Origin of the sequence: Oxalicibacterium solurbis (assembly GCF_014635845.1) — a bacterium.
GTDB lineage: Bacteria > Pseudomonadota > Gammaproteobacteria > Burkholderiales > Burkholderiaceae_D > Oxalicibacterium > Oxalicibacterium solurbis.
The window spans coordinates 894,361-918,971 of record NZ_BMDP01000001.1 but is presented as its reverse complement, the minus strand read 5'-3'; the positions used below and the strand labels follow the sequence as shown (position 1 = coordinate 918,971).

The window sequence follows — 24,611 nt, the reverse complement described above, 5'->3', positions numbered from 1 at the left end:
CAGAAAAGATGAATTACACAGGCAAACACGTTCTGGTTCTTGGTCTCGGCGAGTCGGGGCTGGCGATGGCACAGTGGCTGGTCCACTGCGGTGCATCGTTGCGCGTCGCCGATACGCGCGCAGAACCGGAGCGTCTGCCGCAGTTGCGCGAGATTGCACCGCAGGCTGAATTCGTCGGTGGCGATGGTTTTGCAACGTTTGCCGCTTCGCTGCTGGATGGCATCGATTTCGTCGCCGTCAGCCCCGGTCTGATGCCGGCGCGCGAACTGGCCGATATCACACCTGCTGCGGCAGAAAAGAACATTCCGGTATGGGGCGAGATCGAATTGTTCGCGCAGGCGCTGGCCGCACTGAAAGAAGAACGCGGCTACGCGCCGAAGATTATTGCGATCACCGGCACCAACGGCAAGACGACGGTGACCAGCCTGACCGGCCTGCTGTGCCGCCGCGCCGGCCTGAGCGTGACGGTGGCCGGCAACATCAGCCCTGCCGCACTGGATCGTCTGCATGACGCAATGGTGAACGATCAATTGCCGCAGGCATGGGTGCTGGAATTGTCGAGCTTCCAGCTGCACACGACTTTCAGCCTGCAGGCCGATGCCGCCACCGTGCTGAACGTGACGCAGGATCATCTGGACTGGCACGGCGACATGGAAGCCTATGCGGCCGACAAGGCACGCATCTTCGGCAACGGCACCGTGCGCGTGCTGAACCGCGACGATGTGCTGGTGATGCAGATGACCAGCCCGTTGGCGAAGGTCGTCACTTTCGGTGCGGACGAAGCAGAGGAAGCGGGCAGCTTCGGTCTGGTCGACGAGAACGGCATGCGCTGGCTGTCGGTCGCCATCGAGGCGGAAGAGCCGCAGAAGAAGCGCCGCAAGAACGAAGTCGTCGAAGTGCCGGTAATGACGAGCAAGCTGATGCCGATGGATGCGCTGAAAATTCGCGGCCAGCACAACGCCGTCAATGCACTGGCTGCATTGGCATTGTGTCGTGCGATCGACCTGCCGATGGCGCAACTGCTGCACGGCCTGCGCGAATACAAGGGCGAACCGCATCGCGTCGAACAGGTGATGACGATCGCCGGCGTCGATTACTACGACGACAGCAAGGGAACCAACGTTGGTGCCACGGTGGCGGCGCTGGTCGGACTTGGTTCCGGATCGTCGCAGCAACTGGTATTGATTGCCGGCGGCGACGGCAAGGGGCAGGATTTTGCGCCGCTGGTCGATCCGGTCGCCAAGTATGTGCGTGCAGTGCTGCTGATCGGCAAGGATGCCGGTGCAATCCGTACCGCGCTGGCATCGACGAATATCGATATGGTCGATTGCGCGACACTGGAAGAAGCGACGCACAAGGCAGCCGAACTGGCGCAGACGGGCGACGCGGTACTGCTGTCGCCGGCGTGCGCCAGTCTCGACATGTTCAAGAATTATGCGCATCGCGCGCAGGTGTTCGTCGATACCGTGCGCGAGATCGGTCTGGAACGTGGGGAGGTCAGCGCATGAAGCTCGCCCTGCCGATGTTCTCGCGCGCCGCGACGAAAAAAGTCGCGGGCAGTCTGGACCAGCGTTCCAAGATGATGGCCTACGACCAGCCGCTGGTGTGGGTCGTCGTGCTATTGATGCTGTTCGGCATGGTGATGGTGTATTCGGCATCGATCTCGCTGCCGGATTCGCCGAAGTATGCGCGTTACGACAATGCGCACTTTCTTGGACGGCAGGCGATCTTCATCGCGTTGTCGCTGGTTGTCGGGTTGCTGGCATTTCGCGTGCGCATCGAAACCTGGCAAAAATGGGCGCCTTATCTGTTTGCGGGCACACTGATCCTGTTATTGCTGGTATTGATTCCCGGCGTCGGCAAGGGCGTCAACGGCGCGCGTCGCTGGCTGTCGTTTCATGTTTTCAATCTTCAGCCGTCGGAACTGATGAAGCTGTTCGTCGTGCTGTACGCGGCCGATTACACGGTGCGCAAGCAACAGGTGATGCACAAGCTGACCAAGGGCTTCATGCCGATGACGGTGGCGATCGGTTTCGCCGGTCTGCTGCTGCTGCTGGAGCCGGATCTCGGAGCATTCGGCGTCATCGTCTGCATCGCAATGGGCATCCTGTTCCTGGGCGGCGTCAACGGCATCTGGTTCGGCGGCATCGGCACGATGCTGGTCGGCATCTTCAGCCTCGTCATCGTGCTGTCGCCGTGGCGGCGTGAGCGCATCTTCGCCTATCTGAATCCATGGGAAGAAGGCAACGCACTGGGCAAGGCTTATCAGCTATCGCATTCTCTGATTGCGTTCGGTCGCGGCGAACTGTTCGGTGTCGGACTCGGCGGCAGCGTGGAAAAGCTGCATTACCTGCCGGAAGCGCATACCGATTTCCTGTTGGCGGTGATCGGCGAAGAGCTGGGTTTCGTCGGCGTGCTGGTCGTCATCATCGCGTTTTACTGGATCATCAAGCGCGCGTTTGAAATCGGCCGCCAGTCAATTGCGATGGATATGACGTTTGCCGGCCTGACGGCCAAGGGCATCGGCATCTGGCTGGGCGTGCAGGCATTCATCAACATGGGCGTGAATCTCGGCCTGCTGCCGACCAAGGGCCTGACGTTGCCGCTGATGAGCTATGGCGGTTCAGGCGTGCTGATCAACTGCATCGGGCTGGCGATCTTGTTGCGCATCGACTACGAGAACAGGGTTCTTATGCGCGGAGGCCGTATATGAAGAAGCTGCTGATCATGGCAGCCGGCACCGGCGGTCACATCTTCCCGGGCCTCGCGATCGCGGACACGATGCGCGCGCGCGGCTGGCAGGTGTCCTGGCTGGGCACGTCGCACGGCATGGAAGGCGATCTGGTGCCGAAGCATGGCATCGACATGGACACGATCGCCTTCAGCGGCCTGCGCGGCAAGGGCGCGATGCATACGATCAAGGGTGTGTTCCGCATGGCGGCCAGCTTCCTCGCCTGCCGTTCGATCCTGGCGCGCCGCAATCCGGACGTGGTGCTCGGCATGGGCGGTTACGTGACGGTGCCGGGCGGTTTCATGGCGAAGCTGCGCGGTATTCCGCTGGTGCTGATCAACGCCGATGCGGCGTTGATGCTGTCGAACAAGACGCTGGCGTCGTCGGCGCAGCGCGTGCTGTTTGGCTTTCCGGCCGATTTCGGTACGGCGACCGACAAGGCGATCGTGACCGGCAATCCGGTACGCGCAGAAATCGCCACGTTGCCAGCTCCGGCGCAGCGCTACGCCGGCCGCAGCGGTCCGCTGAAGGTGCTGGTCGTCGGCGGCAGCCTCGGCGCGAAGGCGTTGAACGATACGTTGCCGGCAGCGCTGGCGCTGATTCCGCAAGCACAGCGTCCGATCGTCACGCACCAGTCGGGCAAGAAGAATATAGATGCCTTGCGTGCCAATTACGCACAGGCTGACGTGCAGGCCGAAGTCGTCGATTTCATCGACGACATGCCGCGCCGCTATGCGGAAGCAGATCTGGTGATCTGCCGCGCCGGTGCGATCACGGTATCGGAACTGACGGCGGCCGGCGTCGCCAGCGTGCTGGTGCCGCTGCTGGTTTCGACGACGACGCATCAGCGCGACAACGCGCAATGGATGGAAAAACAGGGCGCGGCGATTCACTTGCCGCAGGCCGAGATGCAGCCGCAGAAGCTGGCGGATCTGCTGCAGAACATGACACGCGAACGCTGCCTGCAAATGGCGGAAGCGGCGTACGCAAACGGACGGCGCGATGCCAACGCGACGATCGCTGACGTGCTGGAACAACTGGTGAAAACCGCATGAAACACAAAGTCAAACATATTCATTTTGTCGGAATAGGCGGCAGCGGCATGAGCGGCATCGCCGAAGTGCTGCTGAACCTCGGCTACACGATTTCCGGCTCTGATCTCGGCAGCAATGCCGCCACGCGCCGGCTGGCCGAACTCGGCGCGAAGGTGATGCAGGGCCACGCGGCCGACAACATCGCCGGCGCCGATGCAATCGTGACCTCCACTGCGGTACAGGCGGACAACCCGGAAGTCGTCGCCGGTCGCGAGAAACATATTCCGATCGTGCCGCGCGCGACCATGCTGGGCGAGCTGATGCGGCTGAAGCGCGGCATCGCGATCGCGGGTACGCACGGCAAGACGACCACCACCAGTCTGGTTGCCAGCATTCTGGCCGAAGGCGGACTCGATCCGACCTTCGTCATCGGCGGCCTGCTGAACAAGGCGGGCGCCAATGCGCGTCTCGGCACCGGCGAATTCATCGTGGTCGAGGCGGACGAATCGGATGCGTCCTTCCTGAACCTGTCGCCGGTGATCGAAGTCATCACGAACATCGATGCCGACCACATGGAAACCTACGACCACGACATCGAAAAGCTGAAACAGGCGTTCGTCGATTTCACGCAGCGCCTGCCGTTCTACGGCGTGGCTATGCTGTGCATCGACGATCCGACCGTGCGCGAAATCATGCCGCGCGTGGCCAAGCTGGTGACGACCTACGGTTTCCACGAGGAAGCAGAAGTCCGTGCGGTTGATGCGCGCGCGGTCGATGGGCACATGCAGTTCACGGTGATGCAGGATGGCTACGCGCCGATGCGGGTCAGTCTGAACCAGCCGGGCATGCACAACGTGCAGAACGCCTGCGCCGCGATCGCGATCGCGCGCGAACTTGGCGTCGACGATTGCGCGACGCAGAAGGCGCTGACCGAATTCAACGGCGTCGGCCGCCGCTTCACGCGCTATGGAGAAATTTCCATTCGCGATGTCAACGGCAAGGCTGCAGGCACGTTTGCACTGGTCGACGACTACGGTCATCACCCGGTGGAAACGGCGGCGACGATCGCAGCGGCACGCGGGGCCTATCCGGGCCGCCGGCTGGTGCTGGCGTTCCAGCCGCATCGCTATACGCGCACGCGTGACCTGTTCGAGGATTTCGTCAAGGTGTTGTCGACCACCGACATGCTGATGCTGGCCGAAGTGTATGCGGCCGGCGAACAGCCGATCGTCGCCGCCGACGGCCGTACGCTGGCGCATGCGCTGCGGGTGGCAGGCAAGGTCGATCCGGTTTTCGTCGAGAACATCGCCGACATGCCGTCGACGATCATGCATGTCATTCGGGACGGCGACGTCCTGATCACGATGGGCGCCGGCTCGATCAGCGGCGTTCCGGCCAAGTTGATGCAGGTGCAATGAGATGGGTACAGAGTTGAAAAACGAATTCGGCAAGGTTGGCGTGCTGTTTGGCGGACGTTCCGCCGAGCGCGAGGTATCGCTGATGTCGGGCAAGGGCGTGCTGGAAGCGCTGCGCAGCAAGGGAATCGATGCGCATCCTTTCGATCCGGCCGAGCGCAGCCTGGCCGAACTGGCAACGGAGAAATTCGATCGTGTCTTCATCGCGCTGCACGGCAGCTACGGCGAAGACGGCACGCTGCAAGGTGCGCTGGAGCAACTCGGCATTCCGTATACCGGTCCGGGCGTGATGGCTTCGGCGATCGCGATGGACAAGGTCATGACCAAGCGTGTCTGCCTGAGCCAGGGCGTGCCGACGCCGAAGTTCGTCGCACTGGATGCGAAGGCGACCTCGTCGCAACGATTGAAGGAAGTTGCTGCCGAACTCGGCTTGCCGTTGATGCTGAAGGCGCCGCACGAAGGTTCGACGATTGGCATCGCACGCGTCGAAAGCGAAGCGGACCTGCAAGCCGGTTTCGACCTGTGCGCAAAGTACGACGACGTGGTGCTGGCCGAGCAGTTCGTCAAGGGGCGCGAACTGACGGTGCCGGTGCTGGGCAGCGGCCGTGATGCGCGCGCATTGCCTGTCGTCGAGATTCGCGCGCCGCAGGGCAACTACGACTACGAACACAAGTATTTCAGCGACGACACGCAGTACCTGTGCCCGGCACCGCTGGAAGAAGCGTTGGCGAAGCGCGTGCAGGCACTGGCGGTCGAGGCATTCAAGGCCATCGGTTGCACCGGTTGGTCGCGCGTGGATTTCATGGTGCGTGAATCGGACAACGAACCGTTCATGCTGGAAATCAACACGTCGCCCGGCATGACCGGCCACTCGCTGGTGCCGATGTCGGCCAAGGCGACCGGTACGGCTTACGAAGATCTGTGTGTGGAAATTTTGCGTGCGGCCAAGCTCGAACTGAAGCCGGCAGCAGTGAAGTAACCGGAAAAGGAAGCAACGGGAAACCATCATGTGGCAAGACATCAAGATGCTGAATGCAACCGCCAATGCCCTGTTCGGGCTGGTTGCGCTCGCGCTGGTTGCCGCTTTCCTGTGGTGGGTGGCGCAGCTGCCGTATTTCACGTTGAAGGTGATTCGCATCGAAGGCACGCAGCAGCAGCCGTTGCGGCACATCAATCCGTTGACGGTACGCAGCGCGGCACTGACGCATATCCGCGGCAACTTCTTTACCGCGAATCTGGATACGGTGCGGCAGGCATTCGAATCGGTGCCGTGGGTACGCAAGGCGACGGTGCGCCGCGAATGGCCGAATCAGTTGACGGTGACGCTGGAAGAGCACCTGCCGCTGGGCACCTGGGGCGATGACGGCAAGCTGCTGTCGACCAAGGGTGACGTGTTCGTCGTCAATCTGGCGGAAGCGGAAGAGGATGCACGCCTGCTGGAATTCAGCGGGCCGGTCGGCAGCGAAAAGGAAGTGGTGGCGCGGCTGGCCGATCTGAACGACTGGTTTGCACCGTTGGGATTGTCGGTGGAGTCGCTGGATCTGTCGGACCGTTATGCGTGGTCGATGAAGTTGAACAACGGCATTACCGTAGAGCTGGGCAGGGAGAAGAGCAGTACGACGTTGAAGGAACGCGTCGATCGGCTGGTAGGAATCTATCCGCAGCTGGTCGAGCGTTTGCAGAACCGGATCGAGAACATCGACATGCGTTATCCGAACGGGCTGGCACTGAAAGCACAAGGGCTGACCGCAGGATTGGACAGTAGGAAGAAGTAAGCGAAAACAAGCGGGACAACATGACTAAAGACGCAAAAAACCTGATCGTCGGCCTCGACATCGGCACCTCGAAAGTGGTGGCTGTGGTGGCGGAAGTTTTGCCGAACGGCCGCCACGAAGTGATCGGCCTGGGCCAGCACGAATCCAAGGGATTGAAAAAGGGAGTCGTGGTCAACATCGAGGCCACCGTGGAATCGATCCAGCGTGCGCTGGAAGAAGCCGAGCTGATGGCCGACTGCAAGATCCGCAACGTCTATACGGGGATCGCCGGCAGCCACATTCGCAGCTTCAATTCGAGCGGCATGGTGGCGATCAAGGAGAAGGAAGTCACGGCGACCGACGTGGCGCGCGTGATCGAGACGGCGAAGGCGGTCAACATTCCGACCGATCAGCAATTGCTGCATACGGTGCCGCAGGAATTCATCGTCGACAACCAGGAAGATGTGCGTGAACCAATCGGCATGAGCGGTATCCGACTCGAGGTCAAGGTGCACATCGTCACCGGTGCGGTTTCCGCTGTGCAGAACATCGTCAAGTGCATTCGTCGTTGCGGACTTGAAGTGTCGGATCTGATTCTGCAACCGATGGCTTCGGCCGATGCGGTGCTGACGCCGGACGAGAAGGAACTTGGCGTCGTGCTGATCGACATCGGCGGCGGCACGACCGACGTCGCGATCTTCACCGAAGGCGCGATCCGGCATACGGCGGTGATTCCGATCGCCGGCGACCAGATCACGAACGACATCGCGATGGCGGTGCGTACGCCGACAGCGGAAGCGGAAGAAATCAAGCTGCGTTACGGCATGGCCAAGCAGGTGCTGGCCGATCCGGGCGAGACGCTGGAAGTGCCGGGACTCGGCGACCGCGGATCGCGCGCGCTGTCGCGCCAGGCGCTGGCGGCGGTGATCGAGCCGCGCATCGAAGAACTGTTCTCGCTGGTGCATCAGGTGGTGCGTGAATCGGGCTACGAGGAAGTGCTGTCGTCCGGCATCGTGCTGACCGGCGGCACCGCGCTGATGCCGGGCATGGTGGAACTGGCGGAAGACATTTTCCTGAAGCCGGCCCGCCTGGGAACACCGGAATACACCGGGCAGCTGGCCGACGTGGTGCGCAGCCCGCGTTATGCAACGGTACTGGGTTTGTTGTTGGAAGCGAAGAAGCAGTATCTGCGTGGACATATCGTCACGCGTCAGGATGGATCGGCGACGGCGCTTCTGCGTCGCATGAAGGAATGGTTTCTCGGTAATTTTTAAGTTTGGCGTTTGGTTTTTACGTTTAATAAATTTTTGTCTTAACCCGCAGTTGGCAGTTGCTAGACGTGACACCGCGTGATGTCTAGCAACTGGGAACTGCTCTTTATGAAGGAACTATCATGGAAATCGATATGCTCGAAAATGCCTCTCAAGGTACGGTGATCAAGGTGGTTGGCGTCGGCGGTGCCGGCGGCAATGCCGTGCAGCACATGATCAACAAGGGCGTGTCCGGCGTTGAATTCATCGCCGCCAACACCGATGCGCAGGCGCTGGAGCAATCCAAGGCGCACAACGTCATCCAGATCGGCGACACTGGCCTCGGCGCTGGCATGAAGCCTGACGTCGGCCGCCAGCTGGCGCAGGAATCGCGCACCCGCATCGAGGATGCGCTGCGCGGCGCGCACATGGTCTTCATCGCGGCCGGCATGGGCGGCGGCACCGGTACCGGCGCTGCGCCTATCGTCGCGCAAGTGGCGAAAGAGCAGGGCGCGCTGACAGTGGCGGTCGTCTCCAAACCGTTCTCGTACGAAGGCAAGAAGTGCATGGATATCGCCGAAGAAGGCCTGGAAGCGCTGGGCGAGCACGTCGATTCGCTGATCGTCATCCTGAATGAAAAACTGGAAGAGATCTACGAAGACGACAGCATGATCGAATGGCTGCAGCATGCCGACGACGTGCTGAACAACGCCGTCGCCGGTATCGCCGAGATCATCAATGTGCCGGGCCACATCAATGTCGACTTCAATGACGTCAAGACCATCATGGGCGAGCAGGGCAAGGCGATGATGGGTACGGCAACCGCCAGCGGCATCGACCGTGCGCGCATCGCGGCCGAGCAGGCCGTCGCGTCGCCGCTGCTGGACGGCATCGACCTGTCCGGCGCGCGCGGCGTGCTGGTCAACGTCACGGCCAGCCGCAGCCTGAAGGGCAAGGAAATCAAGGAAGTCATGGCGACCGTGCGCGCTTTCGCAGCACCGGATGCATCGATCGCACAGGGTATCGCCTACGACGATACGATGGGCGACGAGATCCGTGTGACCGTGGTCGCGACCGGCCTGGGCCGTGCGCGCAAGGGTGTGCAACTGGTGCAGACGCCGATGCTGCGTACCGGTACGCACAATGAACCGATGATGGCCAACACCGGCATGATGCAGGGCGCCGCACAGCCGGCAGCCGCCTTCGAAGGTTTGAAAGCGCCGGCTGTCTGGCGTCGTGAATCGGCGTCTGACACCGTGCGTGCACTGGAAAAGAACGGTATGGAAACCTACGACATTCCGGCCTTCCTGCGCAAGCAAGCCGACTGATTCCTGCCGGCAAATTTCGTCCGTAGCGGACAGTTTGATTACAATGGTCGAACTGTCCGTATAAAAGCGGGTGGAACGAGGCATGCTTCGGTCTTCGCGCCGCGCCTTTACTTCATCGTAAGTGCGCGGCGTTTTGCATGGACTGTCGTTTAGCTGTGTTTAATTATTTCAATAGATAGAGGAATTCAAGATGACGATCAAAGTTGGCGATCAGCTGCCGGACGCACGGCTCGCGGAATACATCGACGTGGCAAGCGAAGGCTGCTCCGTCGGCCCGAACAAGGTCATGGTGGCCGATGCGACCAAGGGCAAGAAGATCGCAATCTTCGCAGTACCGGGCGCATTCACGCCGACCTGCTCCGAACAGCACGCGCCGGGCTACATTCAGGCTGCCGACCAGTTCAAGGCCAAGGGCGTCGATGAAATCTGGTGCATCTCGGTCAACGATCCGTTCGTGATGGGTGCATGGGCGCGCGACCAGAAAGCCGACGGCAAGGTCCGTTTCATCGCCGATGGCAGCGGTCTGTTTACCAAGGCACTGGGCCTGGAATTCGATCTGACCAAGGGCGGTCTGGGCGTGCGTTCGCAACGCTACTCGATGCTGGTCGACAACGGTGTCGTCAAGGCACTGAACGTGGAAGACAGCGGCCACCTGGAAAGCTCGACCGCGGAAAAACTGCTGGCGCAGATCTGATTTCGCCTGCATTCGCGAAAACGGCGCTTCGGCGCCGTTTTTCATTGGCTGGCACCGGCAATACGTGGTTTCCCCTGTGTTGTATCTGTTACATGCTTTTACATGGCATTCACGCAAGGTGCACAGCCGATTGCTATAATCGATCATGCTCAAACAACGCACCATCAAACAAAGCGTCAAGTCCGTTGGCGTCGGTCTGCATTCCGGCACCAAGGTCGAACTGACGCTGCGCCCGGCCCCGGTCGATACCGGTATCGTATTCCGGCGCATCGATCTCGATCCTCCCGTCGTCTTGCCCGCGCGCGCCACCGATGTTGGCGATACGCGCATGGCGTCCACGCTGCAGCAGGGCGAGGCCAAAGTCTCGACCGTCGAGCACCTGATGTCGGCTTGCGCCGGATTGGGCATCGACAATCTTTATGTCGACCTGACGGCCGAGGAAGTGCCGATCATGGACGGTTCCGCTTCTTCCTTTGTCTTCCTGTTGCAGCAGGCAGGTTTGCAGGAACAGGAAGCAGCCAAGAAATTCATCCGCGTCAAGAAGCCGGTCGAAGTGCGCCACGGCAGCGGCGACCGCGAAATCTGGGCGCGACTGGAGCCGTACGAAGGCTTCAAGCTCAAGTTCTTCATCGAATTCAACCATCCCGCCGTCGACGGCACCGGCCAGACGGCCGAGATCGATTTCAGTCTCGAGTCCTATGTGAAGGACGTGGCGCGCGCGCGCACCTTCGGCTTCATGCAGGATATGGAAACATTGCGCGGCCTTGGCCTGATTCGTGGCGGTTCGCTGGAAAACGCGATCGTGATGGACGAATACCGCATCCTCAATACCGACGGTCTGCGCTACGAGAACGAATTCGTGCGCCACAAGATTCTCGATGCGATCGGCGATCTGTATCTGGTCGGTCATCCGCTGATCGCCAGCTACAACGCGCACAAGTCGGGGCACATGCTGAACAACCTGCTGGTGCGTGCGCTGCTCGAACAGCCGGATGCCTACGAGATCGTACAGTTCGAAAAAGTGGAGACGGCACCCAAGGATTATGTGCGTCAGGCCGGCCTGGAATGGGCCCTGAGCTGAGACCGCCGAGGTATAGCTGATACAAAAAGATACGGGGCCGATGGCCCCGTTTTCTTTTTCTGCATTTCTCTGTTTACTTATTATTAGTGCGGTGATGCCGGACCATTGCTGCTAGTGCCGCTTTCAGTTCGCGGTTGCGTGACGAATCTTCCAGTGCGACATTGAGTTCGGCAAAGGCGGATACGGCTCGCGTCGATAATGCGGGTTTGCTGGAAGTCGTTGATTTTGCTACTGTTTTGCCAACTTGCACTTTGAGACGTATTGCGCTAACCTGCCAGCCCCGCTGCAGCAGTTCGTCTTGTAATTTCGGCAATTGCTGCTTCAGTCTCGCTGCCAGTGCGGCGTTCGGTACGGACAGGATCAGTTGGTCCGCTTCATACTGCAGCACCGCACATTGCGCGAATGTCGCAGGCAGTGCCGCGGCGCAATCCCTCTGCAGGGAAGCCATGCGCGTGACGGCGGGCAACAGCATGGCAAGCTTGTCGTGCGAACGCAAGAATTCCGCGGCGCCCTTGGCCGGTTTCGGCGAAGAAGCGCTTGGTTTGAATGGGGTGAAAGAGGATGGGCGCATCGTCTGAAACCTTATCACACCTCGCCACCCATGAGCGAGGGATCAGGGAGTTGCGATGCAGATCATCCTGTTGCACCCGCGTTTTACGCACGCGAAATCCGTCACGCTGACGCGCCGGCATCTATTGTTGTGCCTGATCGGTTTCGTGCTGGCGGTGATCGTCGGCGCTTCTCTGCTTTCCTATCTTGCCTTGCGCAATGCCAATTCCATGCCGACGCCAGTGCGCGACATGATGGCTTCCGTTTCTTCCGGCGAAGAAGCCGGCAAGGACAAATTCCTGAAAGAGAATCTTGCACTGATGGCGCGCAAGCTGGGTGAAATGCAGGCGCAGATGATGCGGCTGGATGCCCTGGGCGAGCGCGTGCAGGGACTGGCTGGCGTCAAGCCGACCGAATTCAATTTCGGTGAACTGCCGGGACGGGGCGGCATCGAGCCCAGCATGGACGGCACCAGCAGCCACGATCTGACGATGTCCGAATTCCAATCCTTGCTCGATTCAATGAGCCATGACATGGAGCGGCGCACCGATTACATGAACGTCGTCGAATCGACGCTGATGAGCGACAAGATCAAGTCCAGGCTGCTGCCTACCAGTCAGCCGGTCAATGTCGCGTATAACGCGTCGAGCTTCGGTGTGCGCATCGATCCATTCACCGGCCGTGCCGCGATGCACGAGGGTATCGACTTTGCCGCGCCGATCGGCACACCCATCGTGGCTGCTGCCGGCGGTGTCGTCACCGTTGCCGAATTCCACCCGCAATACGGCAACATGCTGGAAATCGATCACGGCAACGACATGATCACGCGTTATGCGCATACGTCGCGCATTCTGGTGCATGTCGGCGATATCGTACGGCGCGGCCAGCATGTTGCGGATATCGGGACGACGGGACGCTCGACCGGCCCGCACCTGCATTTCGAAGTCAGGGTCAAGGGCGTGGCCCAAGACCCGCGCAAATTCCTTGCCGCCGGCGCCGATCAGGCCAAGGCAGACAAACTGGCGGCAGCAAGCCGCCGCTGACCGGATGATCGAAGCGGCGCATGTCCTCCTTCGCACGCGCCATGCTCCATCCTTGGGCCTCCTCTCTATTTCCTATTCCTTTCTCCCTCTTGTTTCCGTCGTTGTCACCCCGATATGCCGGAAAGTCACATGATAGAATCCGCAATTTGACCCTTCGCCGCTTCGAGACAGTCCCTATCGTCCGATATATTTTCAGGCGTCATTTTTAGAATCCAAGCATGTCATTACTGACCCAGATTTTCGGCAGCCGCAATCAGCGTCTCATCAAGCAATATCAGAAGACCGTTCGCGAAATCAACGCGCTCGAACCCATGCTGGAAAAGCTGTCGGACGACGAACTGAAGGCCAAGACGCCCGAGTTCAAGGAGCGTTGCGAGAAGGGCGAAAGTCTGGACGCATTGCTGCCGGAAGCTTTTGCCGTCTGCCGCGAGGCCAGCAAACGTGTGCTGAAGATGCGTCACTTCGACGTGCAGCTGATCGGCGGCATGACACTGCATTACGGCAAGATTGCCGAGATGGGCACCGGCGAAGGCAAGACGCTGATGGCGACGCTGCCGGCTTATCTGAATGCACTGTCGGGCAAGGGCGTGCATGTGGTGACGGTCAACGATTATCTGGCGCAGCGCGATGCCGAATCGATGGGCGTGCTGTACGGCTGGCTGGGGCTGACGACCGGCGTCAACCTGTCGCAGATGGCGCACGAAGACAAGCAGAGCGCCTATGGCTCCGATATCACCTACGGTACCAACAACGAATTCGGTTTCGACTACCTGCGTGACAATATGGTCTACGACGCTGCGGACCGTGTGCAGCGCAGCCTGAATTTCGCGATTGTCGATGAAGTCGATTCGATCCTGATCGACGAAGCGCGTACGCCGCTGATCATTTCCGGCCAGGCGGAAAACCATACCGATCTCTATCACAAGATCAACGAAGTGCCGCCGCTGCTGACGCTGCAGATCGGCGAGGAAACGCCGGACGGCAAGGGCAAGGTCGAAGTGCCGGGTGATTACACCAAGGACGAGAAGTCGCATCAGGTGCTGCTGACGGAAGCCGGCCATGAGAAGGCCGAAGAAATCCTGACGCGCATGGGCCTGCTGGCTGAGGGTGCATCGCTGTACGACGCTGGCAACATCTCGTTGATTCATCATCTGTATGCTGCGCTGCGCGCGCATACGCTGTATCACAAGGACCAGCATTACGTCGTGCAGAACGACGAAGTCGTCATCGTCGACGAATTCACCGGCCGTCTGATGAGTGGTCGCCGCTGGTCCGACGGTCTGCATCAGGCGGTCGAGGCCAAGGAACGCGTGAAGATCCAGAACGAGAACCAGACGCTGGCGTCGATCACGTTCCAGAACTACTTCCGCATGTACGGCAAGCTGGCCGGCATGACCGGTACCGCCGATACCGAAGCCTACGAATTCCAGGAAATCTACAAGCTGGAAACCGTTGTCATTCCACCGAATCGTCCGAGCCAGCGCAAGGATCGCCAGGATCAGGTGTACAAGAGCGCGGATGAAAAATACCAGGCGATGCTGAAGGATATTCAGGATTGCTACGAGCGCGGCCAACCGGTGCTGGTCGGCACGACGTCGATCGAGAATTCCGAACTGCTGTCCGGCATCCTGAACAAGGCAAAACTGCCGCATAACGTGCTGAACGCCAAACAGCATGCGCGCGAAGCGGAAATCATCGCGCAGGCAGGCCGTCCTAAGGCGATCACGATTGCCACCAACATGGCCGGCCGCGGTACCGACATCGTCCTCGGCGGCAATGTCGACAAGCAGATCCAGTTGCTGGAATCGAATCCCGATCCGAGCGAAGCCGACAAGGCCGCACAGGCGCAGAAACTGCGTGCCGAATGGCAATCGCTGCACGATCAGGTCGTCGCTGCAGGCGGCTTGCACATCATCGGCACCGAGCGTCACGAATCCCGCCGCGTCGACAACCAGTTGCGCGGTCGTTCCGGCCGTCAGGGCGATCCGGGTTCTTCGCGCTTTTATCTGTCGCTGGACGATCCATTGCTGCGCATCTTCGCCGGCGATCGCGTGCGCGCGATCATGGATCGCCTGAAAATGCCGGAAGGCGAGCCGATCGAGGCCGGTATCGTGTCGCGTTCGATCGAATCGGCACAGCGCAAGGTCGAGGCGCGCAACTTCGACATCCGCAAGCAATTGCTGGAATACGACGATGTCGCCAACGACCAGCGCAAGGTGATCTACCAGCAGCGTAACGAGCTGCTGGAAACGGAAGATGTCGCCAGCCTGATCGCGGCGCTGCGCCAGGGCGTATTTACCGAACAGTTCCGCCTGTATGTGCCGGAGCAGTCGCTGGAAGAGCAGTGGGAACTGGCAGCGCTCGACGACGTGCTGCGCAACGAATGGCAGCTCGATCTGTCGATGCAGGCCCTGCTGGAAAAAGAGCCGGAGATTACCGACGACGAAATGCTCGAACGCCTGCTGCAGGCGGCCGATGCCGCATACGATGCGAAGGTCGCCGTCGTCGGTCGCGAGCCGTTCGCCGGCTTCGAGCGCAGCGTAATGCTGCAGGCCGTCGATTCGCATTGGCGCGAACATCTGGCGGCGCTCGATCATCTGCGTCAGGGTATCCATCTGCGTGGTTATGCGCAGAAAAACCCGAAGCAGGAATACAAGCGCGAAGCATTCGAACTGTTCGGCCAGATGCTGAATCTGATCAAGGACGAAGTCGTGAAGACCGTGATGACGGTGCGCATCCAGTCGCGCGCCGAGATCGATGCAGCGGAAGCGCAACTGGCGCAATCGCATGTGGAAAATGTGCATTACCAGCATGCCGATTTCGATGCCAATGCAGCACCGGAAGAATTGCTGGCGCCGACTGCAGTGGGCGATGATACGGATCAACCTGGACGGCCGCATGTGAATGCGGTGCCGAAAGTCGGCCGTAACGATCCGTGCCCGTGCGGCAGCGGCAAGAAGTACAAGCAGTGCCACGGCAAGCTGGCCTGATCGCGGATCGCGGTAATTGGCAAGACAATCGAAGGGCGGGTCATCCCGCCCTTTTGTTTTTGTCGGATCGGACGGGCTGCGGTCGAGTCGAGCCGAAGCGTTTAAAATAATGATCCTTTACAACCCTCCTTTTTCAGAAACGCGCCATGGCCGTCAATCTTCCTCTTCCGATTCCTGAAAAACTGACGGCGGTGGCCGGCATCGAACTGGGGCATGCCGAAGCCGGCATCCGCAAGGCCGACCGCAAGGACTTGCTGGTGATGAAGCTGGCGCCGACGGCGACGGTGACTGGCGTATTTACGAAGAACCGCTTTTGCGCAGCGCCCGTGCAATTGTGCAAGGAGCATCTGACCAAGCGTAGCGATAAAGCGCCGATCCGTGCGCTGGTTGTCAATACCGGCAATGCCAATGCCGGCACCGGCGAAAGCGGCCTGGCGAATGCGCAGCAGACCTGCGAAGCGCTGGCCAGGTTGCTCGACTGTGCGCCGGAACAGATCCTGCCGTTCTCGACCGGTGTCATTCTGGAACCGTTGCCGATCGATCGTCTGGTCGCCGGCCTGCCGCAAGCCATCGGCAATCTGAAGAGCGACAACTGGCACAATGCCGCGCTGTCGATCATGACGACGGATACGCAGCCGAAGGCCGCATCACGCCAGGTCACGATCAATGGCAAGACCGTTACCTTGACTGGCATCAGCAAGGGCGCCGGCATGATCAAGCCGAACATGGCGACGATGCTGGGCTTCCTGGCAATGGATGCCAAGGTTGCACAGCCGGTGCTGGACAAGCTGGTACGCGACGTCGCCGACCGTTCGTTCAACTGCATCACCATCGACGGCGACACCTCGACCAACGATTCCTTCATCGTGATGGCGACCGGCACTGCCGGTGTCGACGTCACGGCGGACAACACACCCGAATATGCGGCGTTGTACGACGCCGTGCTCGGCCTGTCGCAGGAACTGGCGCAGATGATCGTGCGCGACGGCGAGGGCGCGACCAAATTCATGACCGTTACCGTGGAAGAAGGCCGCGACGCGGAAGAGTGCCGCAAGATCGCCTATTCGATCGCGCATTCGCCGCTCGTGAAGACGGCTTTCTACGCATCCGATCCCAACCTCGGCCGCATTCTGGCCGCCATCGGCTATGCCGGCGTCGACGATCTCGACGTCACGCAATTGAACCTTTATCTGGACGATGTCTGGGTCGCAAAGAACGGCGGCCGCCATCCGGATTACCAGGAAGCCGACGGCCAGCGCGTGATGAAACAGAGCGAGATCACCATCCGGGTCAAGCTCGGTCGCGGCAGCGCAGCGTCCACCATCTGGACCTGCGATCTGTCGCACGACTACGTCTCGATCAACGCGGATTACCGGTCGTGACCTCGCGCCGGGCCACAGGTCCGGCTGTGTTCACCTCACCAGAAATCTGATCTCATGACACAACTCGAACAATTCCTGACGCGCGCCGAAGCCTTGCTCGGTCGCCTCGAAGCTTTTCTTCCCCCTGCGCTGAACGAGCCCGACTGGAATGCCTCGGTGGCATTCCGCTGGCGCAAATCGAACGGCCGCGGCTGGCTGCAGCCGGTCGCGCATCTGTCGCCGATCGCGCTGGACGATCTGCACAACATCGGTCCGCAGAAAGAGCAGATCGAGCAGAATACGCGCCAGTTCGTCGATGGCAAGCCGGCCAACAATGTGCTGCTGACCGGCGCGCGCGGTACCGGCAAGTCGTCGCTGATCAAGGCTTGCCTGAACCAGTTTGCCGATCGCGGCCTGCGGCTGATCGAGGTCGACAAGAGCGATCTTGGCGATCTGGCCGATATCGTCGACATGGTGTCGAAGCGGCCTGAACGCTTCGTTGTCTTCTGCGACGACCTGTCGTTCGAGGAAGGCGAAGGCGGTTACAAGGCGCTGAAGGTAGCGCTGGACGGTAGCGTCTCGGCGCAGTCGGACAATGTGCTGATCTACGCGACGTCGAACCGTCGCCATTTGCTGCCGGAACGCATGTCCGACAATGCCGGCTATCATCACAGCGACGACGGCGATCTGCATCCGGGCGAGACGGTGGAAGAGAAGATCTCGCTGTCCGAACGCTTCGGCCTGTGGGTGACCTTCTATCCGTTCAAGCAGGACGACTATCTCGATATCGTTGCGCACTGGCTGGCCTATTTCGGCTGTAACGAACAGCAGATCGAGGACGCGCGTCAGGAAGCGTTGCGCTGGGCCTTGCAGCGCGGTTCGCGTTCCGGCCGCGTGGCCTGGCAGTTTGCCAAGGACCATGCCGGCAAGATGAACAAGTAAAAACAGCAAGCAGGCATGAGGCGGTATGTCGCCCCATGCTTTGCCTTCCTTTTATTCCTTTCCACGCTGCACATCATGTCCGATTCACTGTCCGCACCGAAACCGATCGATGTCGCCGTCGGCATCCTGATGAAGCCGAATGGCGACGTGCTGCTCGGCCAGCGGCCGGAAGGTAAACCGTATGCAGGCTATTGGGAGTTCCCCGGCGGCAAGGTGGAGGCGGGTGAAGATATTCTCGATGCGCTGAAGCGCGAATTCGTCGAGGAGCTTGGTGTGCAGGTGCTGTCGGCGGAGCCGTGGTGCGGCGTCGAACACGTCTATCCGCATGCACACGTGCGACTGCATTTCTATATCAGCCGCGATTGGCAGGGCGAGCCGCAAAGTCTGGAAAATCAGGCTTTCGCCTGGCAGGGCAGTGTCGGTGTGGAGCCTTTGCTGCCGGCGACGATACCGTTGATCGAGTGGCTTGATCGCTTGCGCTATTCGGCTTGAGTGTCGACTGGAAACGTCGGCTTGAGGCGCTGGCTCGAGCGGACCGCAGTCCGCTAGGGCGCGCTAGGGAAAATCAGGATTTCCGGTCCGGTGTCGGCGGAGCTTCGTCGTCGAAATCGTCGAGCGGGTTGGCGACCGGGATCACGTATTTTTCTTCCGCCCACGCGCCCAGATCGATCTGGCGGCAGCGCTCGGAGCAGAACGGCCGATACTTGTTGGCCTCAATCCATTCGACCTTGGTGCCGCAGGTAGGGCAATTGACGACTGTAGGCATGATGCTTCAGAAGCTGCAGAGGGTGAGCTCGAAAGGAATATCACCTTCCATCGCCTTTGGCTTCATGTCGCCGTCCTGCGATGTGAAGCGTACCCACAGCATGTACTTGTTGGCGGAAATCTCGGGGATCGCGCCCAGCGTTTCATCGACGGTCAGGCGCAGCATCTGGTAAGTCTTCCCCTGCAGCATCTGCTGATAGCTGCCGGATTGCGCAATCATCTTGACCGGACGTCCTGATTCGCGCAGCAGGCGCAGTACCATCGTGATCGCATCGAACAACGGTACCAGCGGCGTGAACCATTTCTGGATGTCGGCAATGCGCTGCTCGGTCGAATCGTGCTGCCATGCATGATAGGAGGGCAGATCGAACTCGCAGGCGCCGCCCGGGATGATGGTGCGGCCGCGGATGCTCATCAGCCATTCGTTCTCGCGGATGTGCTGGCCGGTCTTGCCCTGCGAGGCGACCAGTGCGGTGCTGATGCGGTCGATATCGACCAGGATCGCATCCAGCATGTCGGTCTCGACGTTGGGATTGGAGCGGAAGCCGAGCAGCGTCTGCTTCTGGCGTTCGAGTTCCTGCAGCAGATCGGATTTGAGATCGGCGCGACCGGCGACTTCCAGCATTTCGAAAATGGTGGACAGGGCGACATGATGGTGCTGCGGGTGGTCGTGACCGATGAAGAAGGCGAATTTCTCGTACAGGTCTTCCAACCGCAGCAGCGTGCGAATACGCTCATTGAAAGGGTATTCGTAAACAATCAAGGTGGCATCCCTATAAAGTTAGACCGGCCGGTGCGAGGCAATTTGTGTGATTCTGAACGAAGCCGCGCCAAATTACAAATAGGCATGGGGCCTGGCCTTGCAGGCGGTGCTTCATTCGATAGACCGGTGAAGCCGTTCAGCGTTCATCGGCCTGCGCCAGGGCAACATAGGCGGCATGCAGACGCTCGACCTCTACCGTCAACGCGGCAGGATCGCCGTCGTTGACAATCACGTCGTCGGCCTGCGCCAGCCGTGTCGCACGCGGGACCTGCGTGGCCATGATGGCGCGCACCTGTACCTCGCTGAGCGCATTGCGCTGCATGACGCGTTGCAGTTGCACTTCTTCGTCGCAATCCACCACCAGTACGCGTGAGACACGCTGCTTCCAGGTGCCGGATTCGACCAGCAGCGGCACGACGAACAGCGGATAGGCGCCTTGCGTTTCGGCGGCTGCACGTTCGGTTTCGCTGCGGATCAGCGGATGCAGGATGGCTTCCAGCTTCTTCTTCGAAGCCGGATCGGAAAAAACCGCTTCGCGCATGCGTGCACGATCCATCGCCCCGTCCGGCGTGATGAAGTCGGCGCCGAATGCCTGCCGGATCGGCTCGATGGCAGCACCGCCGGCCGCTGTCAACTGATGCGCGATCTGATCGGTGTCGATTACGGCGGCGCCGAGTCCTGCAAACAGTTCGGCGACGGTTGTCTTGCCGCTGCCGATGCCGCCCGTCAGGCCGACCGAGAATCGCGTTGTGCGCGTCATGGATTCAGCAATAGTCAATAAAAGCCGAGATAGGTTTGCGTCAGCTGTTTACCGTACAGCAAAGCGAGCAGGCCTGCTGCGGCCAGATAGGGGCCGAACGGAATCGGAATGTCGCGTCCGCGCCGCGCCAGCACGATCAGCGCGATGCCGACCACGGCGCCGACCGCCGACGACAGCAGGATGATGATGGGTAGCATCTTCCAGCCCAGCCATGCACCGAGCGCGGCCAGCAACTTGAAGTCGCCGTAGCCCATGCCTTCCTTGCCGGTCGTCAGCTTGAACAGCCAGTAGACCGCCCACAATACGACATAGCCGGCCGCAGCACCGATGACCGCTTCGGACAGCGGTACGAAAGTGGCGTTCAGGTTGAGCAGCAGGCCTAGCCATAGCAGCGGCAATGTCAGGTCGTCCGGCAGCAGTTGCGTATCGGCATCGATGAAGGTCATCGCGATCAGAAACCAGACGAAAACCAGCGTGCCCAGGCCTGCGAGGCCGCTGCCGAAACGCCAGACCAGCAGTGCCGACAGCAGGCCGGTCAGCAGTTCAATGATCGGGTAGCGCAACGAAATCGGTGTCTTGCAGGCGGAGCATTTGCCGCCCAGTACCGCATAACTGACGACGGGGACGTTTTCGAGCGCAGTGATCTGGTGGCCGCATTGCGGGCAGGCCGAGCGCGGCACCATCAGGTTGTAGCGGTCTTCGTGCGGCAAGGGCTTGCCGCTTTCGCTGGCGACATAATTGTCCGATTCCCGCTGCATCATCTTAGGCACGCGATGGATGACGACGTTGAGGAAGCTGCCGATCAGCAGGCCGAGAATGCCGGCAACGATAGTGGGCAGGACGCTGGCGGGAGCCGCAAACAGGAGTTGGTCGAACATGTGAATCGATCAGGTTGGACGCGGCATGCAACACATGCCGCGCGAAGGAAACGATAAGAGCGGATGAACGATGGCTGGAGACCGAATGATATCCAGCCGCAACCGCTTACACGACCGAGCCCAGCTTGAAGATAGGCAGATACATCGCGACCACCAGGCCGCCGATCAGCACGCCGAGAATCACCATGATCAGCGGTTCCATCAGGCTGGATAGCGAGGCGACCGCATCGTCGACCTCGGCTTCGTAGAAATCGGCGACCTTGCCCAGCATGCTGTCGAGCGAGCCGGATTCTTCGCCGATGGCAACCATCTGCGTGACCATGTTCGGGAAGACGTCGGCATTCTGCATTGCAACCGTCAGGCTGGTGCCGGTGGAAACTTCGGTCTGGATGGCGCGCGTCGCATCCATGTAGACGGCATTGCCGGAGGCGCCGCCGACAGAGTCCAGCGATTCGACCAGCGGCACGCCGGCTGCGAACATCGTCGATAGCGTACGCGTCCAGCGTGCGATCGTGGCCTTGCGGATGACGGAGCCGAAGATCGGTACTTTCAGCAGCAGGCGATCCATCGTGCGCTGCATCTTGATCGAACGCCGCCACGACTGGAAGAACAGGTAAAGGGCAGCGAACAGGCCGCCGAAGATGATGTACCAGTTGGCGACGAAGAAATCCGAAATGGCGATCACCAGCAGTGTCGGTGCCGGCAGATCGGCGCCGAAACTCTTGAAGACGTCCTTGAAGGCGGGCACCACCCAGATCATGATGACCGCGGTGACAATGAAGGCCACGGCAAGAATCGAGACCGGATAGAACATTGCCGACTTGATCTTGCTCTTGATCGCCAGCGTCTTTTCCTTGTAGACGGCCAGACGCGTCAGCAGGTCTTCCAGAATGCCGGCTTGTTCGCCGGCCGCGACCAGGTTGCAGAACAGCGAATCGAAGTACAGCGGGAACTTGCGGAAGGCCTGGTTCAGGCTGGTACCGGTTTCGACGTCGGCACGGATATCCTGGATCAGCTTGGAAACGGACGGATTGTCGTTGCCCTTGGCGACGATATCGAACGATTGCAGCAGCGGCACGCCGGCCTTCATCATCGTTGCCAGCTGGCGCGTGAACAGCGTGATGTCCTTTTCCTGGATCTTCCTGCCGCTGCGATAGGCTTTTTTCTTGACCTTGGTGACGACCACGCCCTGGCGGCGCAGCGTGGCATTGACGACGGCTTCGCCGCCTGCGCGCAATTCGCCGCGCACGACCTTGCCGGTCTTGTCTCTTCCTTCCCAGGCGAAAACGGATTCCTTGGCGATTGCCGCACTTCCCGCCTTGCGTACTGACGTAGCCATCCCTCTACCTCTTTTTTAGTTGTTGGTGCAGCCCAGGATTTCTTCCAGGCTGGTGAGCCCTTGCTTGACCTTGACCAAGCCTGCTTCGCGCAGGTTCTTCACGCCTTCCTTTCTTGCCTGCGCCTCGATTTCCAGCGCGGTGGCATGGTTCAGGATCAAGCGTTCGATTTCTTCGGTGATCGGCATGATCTGGTAGATGCCGACACGGCCCTTGTAGCCGCTGCCGTTGCAGCGTTCGCAGCCGACGGGTTTGTAGGGCAGCCAGGTACCGTCCAGATCGTCTTCGTTGAAGCCGGCTTCGATCAGCGCTTCGTCCGGAACGGTCGTGGTCTGTTTGCAGGTGCAGAGACGGCGCGCCAAGCGCTGTGCGGTGATCAGGATCACGGACGATGCGATGTTGAATGGCGCCACGCCCATGTTCATCAGGCGCGTCAGCGTGGCCGGCGCATCGTTGGTGTGCAACGTGGAAAACACCATGTGGCCGGTCTGCGCGGCCTTGATCGCGATGTCGGCAGTTTCGAGGTCGCGAATCTCGCCGACCATGATGATGTCCGGATCCTGACGCAGAAAGGCTTTCAGCGCGATAGGGAAGGTGAGACCCGCCTTGTCGTTGACGTTGACCTGATTGACGCCCGGCAGGTTGATCTCGGCCGGGTCTTCGGCGGTGGAGATGTTGATGCCCGGCTTGTTCAGAATGTTCAGGCAGGTATACAAGGACACCGTCTTGCCGGAGCCGGTCGGCCCGGTGACGAGTACCATGCCGTAGGGGCGATGGATCGCCTCCATCAGGATTTCCTTCTGGTCCGGATCGTAGCCCAGCGCGTCGATGCCCATCTGCGCCTGCGAGCCGTCCAGGATACGCATGACGATCTTTTCGCCGAACAGCGTCGGTAGCGTGCTGACGCGGAAATCGATGGAACGGGCCTTGGATACGACCAGCTTCATGCGGCCGTCCTGCGGCACGCGTTTCTCGGAAATGTCGAGTTTTGAGATGACTTTGATGCGTGATGCCAGCTTTTCCTTGATCGCCAGCGGCGGCTGTGCGATGTCGCGCAGTACGCCGTCGACGCGGAAACGGATGCGGTAGAACTTCTCGAACGGTTCGAAATGCAGATCTGATGCGCCTTGATTGATCGCATCGAGCAGAATTTTTTGCAGGAATTTGACGACCGGTGCATCGTCGATATCGACGGCGCCACCAGCATCGACCGGCGCGGCTTCGTCTTCGGCGAAGTCGATGTTTTCGAGATCGTCGCCGATCAGTTCATTCAGATCCTGTTCGGCGCTGTGCGCCAGCTTTTCGACCAGCTTCAGTAGCGCGCCGTGATCGACGATGATCGGTTCGACCGTCAGTTCGGTCTGGAACTTGATCTGTTCCAGCGCCTGCGAATTGGTCGGATCCGAAATGGCGACGGAAACCTTGTTGCCGCGCTTGGCCAGCGCCACGACGCGCTGGGTTTGCATCAGCTTGGCATCGATCAGCTTGTCGGGCAGGAGCTCGGTATTGAAGGCGCCCAGATCCAGCAGCGGATAGCCGAAGGTTTCAGAACAGAAGGCAGCCAGTCGTGGCGCATCAATGACGTCGCTTTTCAGCAGCGTATCAATGAAGGGTGTTTTCTCGGCAGCCGCCTGCTTGATGACGGCATCGATTTGCTGTGTCGATAATCTGCCAGCCTGCAGCAGCGCACGGGCAAGACCTGACATCGCATGGGTTGAAGCCGAGCTGGGAAGGACTGCCGCCATGTATCTAAGCCGAAAGTGAGCCGAAAATAAGCCGAAGAGACCCGAAGGAATCGGCGAGGAGCGCCAAAAGGTGCGTTAGATGATGCCTCCCGGCATTTGTTTTGTAAAGACGCCGGCTGAAATTGTTACTTTTTTGCCAGACTGCCTGTGACGATGAAGGATATGCGGCTGCGGCACGTCCGGAAATCGAA

22 protein-coding genes are annotated in these 24,611 nt (G+C 60.2%); 15 read left to right on the top strand and 7 right to left on the bottom strand.

Annotated features, from left to right (window positions below):
- Positions 1-8: 8 nt before the first annotated feature.
- From murD to lpxC, 10 genes are all read left to right on the top strand, one after another.
- The gene (murD, locus tag IEV40_RS04385; RefSeq protein WP_188419714.1) at positions 9-1,508 is read left to right on the top strand and encodes a UDP-N-acetylmuramoyl-L-alanine--D-glutamate ligase; all 1,500 of its coding nucleotides are present in this window, start codon (positions 9-11) and stop codon (positions 1,506-1,508) included.
- Positions 1,505-2,713, top strand: a complete 1,209-nt coding sequence (gene ftsW / locus IEV40_RS04380; protein WP_188419713.1) for a putative lipid II flippase FtsW — start codon at positions 1,505-1,507, stop codon at positions 2,711-2,713. Before murD ends, ftsW begins: the two co-directional genes overlap by 4 nt.
- Positions 2,710-3,786: an undecaprenyldiphospho-muramoylpentapeptide beta-N-acetylglucosaminyltransferase gene (gene murG, locus IEV40_RS04375; protein ID WP_188419712.1), complete on the top strand. Its 1,077-nt coding sequence runs from the start codon at positions 2,710-2,712 to the stop codon at positions 3,784-3,786. Before ftsW ends, murG begins: the two co-directional genes overlap by 4 nt.
- Complete coding sequence (gene murC / locus IEV40_RS04370; protein WP_188419711.1) at positions 3,783-5,183, top strand: UDP-N-acetylmuramate--L-alanine ligase; 1,401 nt, start codon at positions 3,783-3,785, stop codon at positions 5,181-5,183. Before murG ends, murC begins: the two co-directional genes overlap by 4 nt.
- Before the next feature lies 1 nt (position 5,184).
- Positions 5,185-6,159, top strand: a complete 975-nt coding sequence (locus IEV40_RS04365) for a D-alanine--D-alanine ligase (protein ID WP_188419710.1) — start codon at positions 5,185-5,187, stop codon at positions 6,157-6,159.
- A gap of 28 nt (positions 6,160-6,187) precedes the next feature.
- Positions 6,188-6,955 (top strand): cell division protein FtsQ/DivIB, encoded by a 768-nt coding sequence (locus IEV40_RS04360; RefSeq protein ID WP_188419709.1) that lies wholly within the window; start codon positions 6,188-6,190, stop codon positions 6,953-6,955.
- Between the two features lie 20 nt (positions 6,956-6,975).
- Entirely contained in the window at positions 6,976-8,208 is a 1,233-nt protein-coding gene (ftsA, locus tag IEV40_RS04355) for a cell division protein FtsA (protein WP_188419708.1), read from the top strand.
- A gap of 119 nt (positions 8,209-8,327) precedes the next feature.
- The gene (gene ftsZ / locus IEV40_RS04350; protein WP_188419707.1) at positions 8,328-9,512 is read left to right on the top strand and encodes a cell division protein FtsZ; all 1,185 of its coding nucleotides are present in this window, start codon (positions 8,328-8,330) and stop codon (positions 9,510-9,512) included.
- A 190-nt stretch (positions 9,513-9,702) separates the two neighbouring features.
- The gene (locus IEV40_RS04345; RefSeq protein ID WP_188419706.1) at positions 9,703-10,206 is read left to right on the top strand and encodes a peroxiredoxin; all 504 of its coding nucleotides are present in this window, start codon (positions 9,703-9,705) and stop codon (positions 10,204-10,206) included.
- 145 nt (positions 10,207-10,351) lie between these two features.
- Positions 10,352-11,287 carry a UDP-3-O-acyl-N-acetylglucosamine deacetylase gene (gene lpxC / locus IEV40_RS04340; protein WP_188419705.1) on the top strand — a complete coding sequence of 312 codons (936 nt, stop codon included), beginning with the start codon at positions 10,352-10,354 and terminating at the stop codon, positions 11,285-11,287.
- A gap of 73 nt (positions 11,288-11,360) precedes the next feature.
- On the opposite strand, the gene IEV40_RS04335 is transcribed toward lpxC, so the two are convergent.
- Complete coding sequence (locus IEV40_RS04335) at positions 11,361-11,858, bottom strand: DciA family protein (protein ID WP_188419704.1); 498 nt, start codon at positions 11,856-11,858, stop codon at positions 11,361-11,363.
- Positions 11,859-11,913: 55 nt separating this feature from the next.
- Here IEV40_RS04335 and IEV40_RS04330 point away from each other — a divergent pair, with 55 nt between their 5' ends.
- From IEV40_RS04330 to IEV40_RS04310, 5 genes are all read left to right on the top strand, one after another.
- Positions 11,914-12,879: a M23 family metallopeptidase gene (locus IEV40_RS04330; RefSeq protein WP_188419703.1), complete on the top strand. Its 966-nt coding sequence runs from the start codon at positions 11,914-11,916 to the stop codon at positions 12,877-12,879.
- A gap of 218 nt (positions 12,880-13,097) precedes the next feature.
- Positions 13,098-15,869: a preprotein translocase subunit SecA gene (gene secA, locus IEV40_RS04325; protein ID WP_188419702.1), complete on the top strand. Its 2,772-nt coding sequence runs from the start codon at positions 13,098-13,100 to the stop codon at positions 15,867-15,869.
- Positions 15,870-16,015: 146 nt separating this feature from the next.
- Entirely contained in the window at positions 16,016-17,251 is a 1,236-nt protein-coding gene (gene argJ, locus IEV40_RS04320) for a bifunctional glutamate N-acetyltransferase/amino-acid acetyltransferase ArgJ (RefSeq protein WP_188419701.1), read from the top strand.
- Positions 17,252-17,305: 54 nt separating this feature from the next.
- On the top strand, positions 17,306-18,172 hold the full coding sequence (locus IEV40_RS04315) for an ATP-binding protein (protein ID WP_188419700.1): 867 nt from the start codon (positions 17,306-17,308) through the stop codon (positions 18,170-18,172).
- A 75-nt stretch (positions 18,173-18,247) separates the two neighbouring features.
- A complete protein-coding gene (locus IEV40_RS04310; protein WP_188419699.1) occupies positions 18,248-18,664 on the top strand; it encodes an NUDIX domain-containing protein in 417 nt (138 codons plus the stop codon).
- Positions 18,665-18,737: 73 nt separating this feature from the next.
- Here IEV40_RS04310 and yacG read toward each other — a convergent pair whose 3' ends face one another.
- The 6 genes from yacG to pilB all read right to left on the bottom strand — a co-directional run bounded on the left by yacG (position 18,738) and on the right by pilB (position 24,381).
- Positions 18,738-18,938: a DNA gyrase inhibitor YacG gene (gene yacG / locus IEV40_RS04305; RefSeq protein WP_188419698.1), complete on the bottom strand. Its 201-nt coding sequence runs from the start codon at positions 18,936-18,938 to the stop codon at positions 18,738-18,740.
- Positions 18,939-18,944: 6 nt separating this feature from the next.
- Positions 18,945-19,700 carry a cell division protein ZapD gene (zapD, locus tag IEV40_RS04300; protein WP_188419697.1) on the bottom strand — a complete coding sequence of 252 codons (756 nt, stop codon included), beginning with the start codon at positions 19,698-19,700 and terminating at the stop codon, positions 18,945-18,947.
- 136 nt (positions 19,701-19,836) lie between these two features.
- Positions 19,837-20,460: a dephospho-CoA kinase gene (gene coaE / locus IEV40_RS04295; RefSeq protein WP_188419696.1), complete on the bottom strand. Its 624-nt coding sequence runs from the start codon at positions 20,458-20,460 to the stop codon at positions 19,837-19,839.
- Positions 20,461-20,474: 14 nt separating this feature from the next.
- Positions 20,475-21,338, bottom strand: coding sequence for a prepilin peptidase (locus tag IEV40_RS04290; RefSeq protein ID WP_188419695.1), 864 nt, complete (start codon positions 21,336-21,338; stop codon positions 20,475-20,477).
- 106 nt (positions 21,339-21,444) lie between these two features.
- On the bottom strand, positions 21,445-22,677 hold the full coding sequence (locus tag IEV40_RS04285; protein ID WP_188419694.1) for a type II secretion system F family protein: 1,233 nt from the start codon (positions 22,675-22,677) through the stop codon (positions 21,445-21,447).
- Between the two features lie 15 nt (positions 22,678-22,692).
- Positions 22,693-24,381 carry a type IV-A pilus assembly ATPase PilB gene (gene pilB / locus IEV40_RS04280; protein WP_308632362.1) on the bottom strand — a complete coding sequence of 563 codons (1,689 nt, stop codon included), beginning with the start codon at positions 24,379-24,381 and terminating at the stop codon, positions 22,693-22,695.
- Positions 24,382-24,611: the final 230 nt, after the last annotated feature.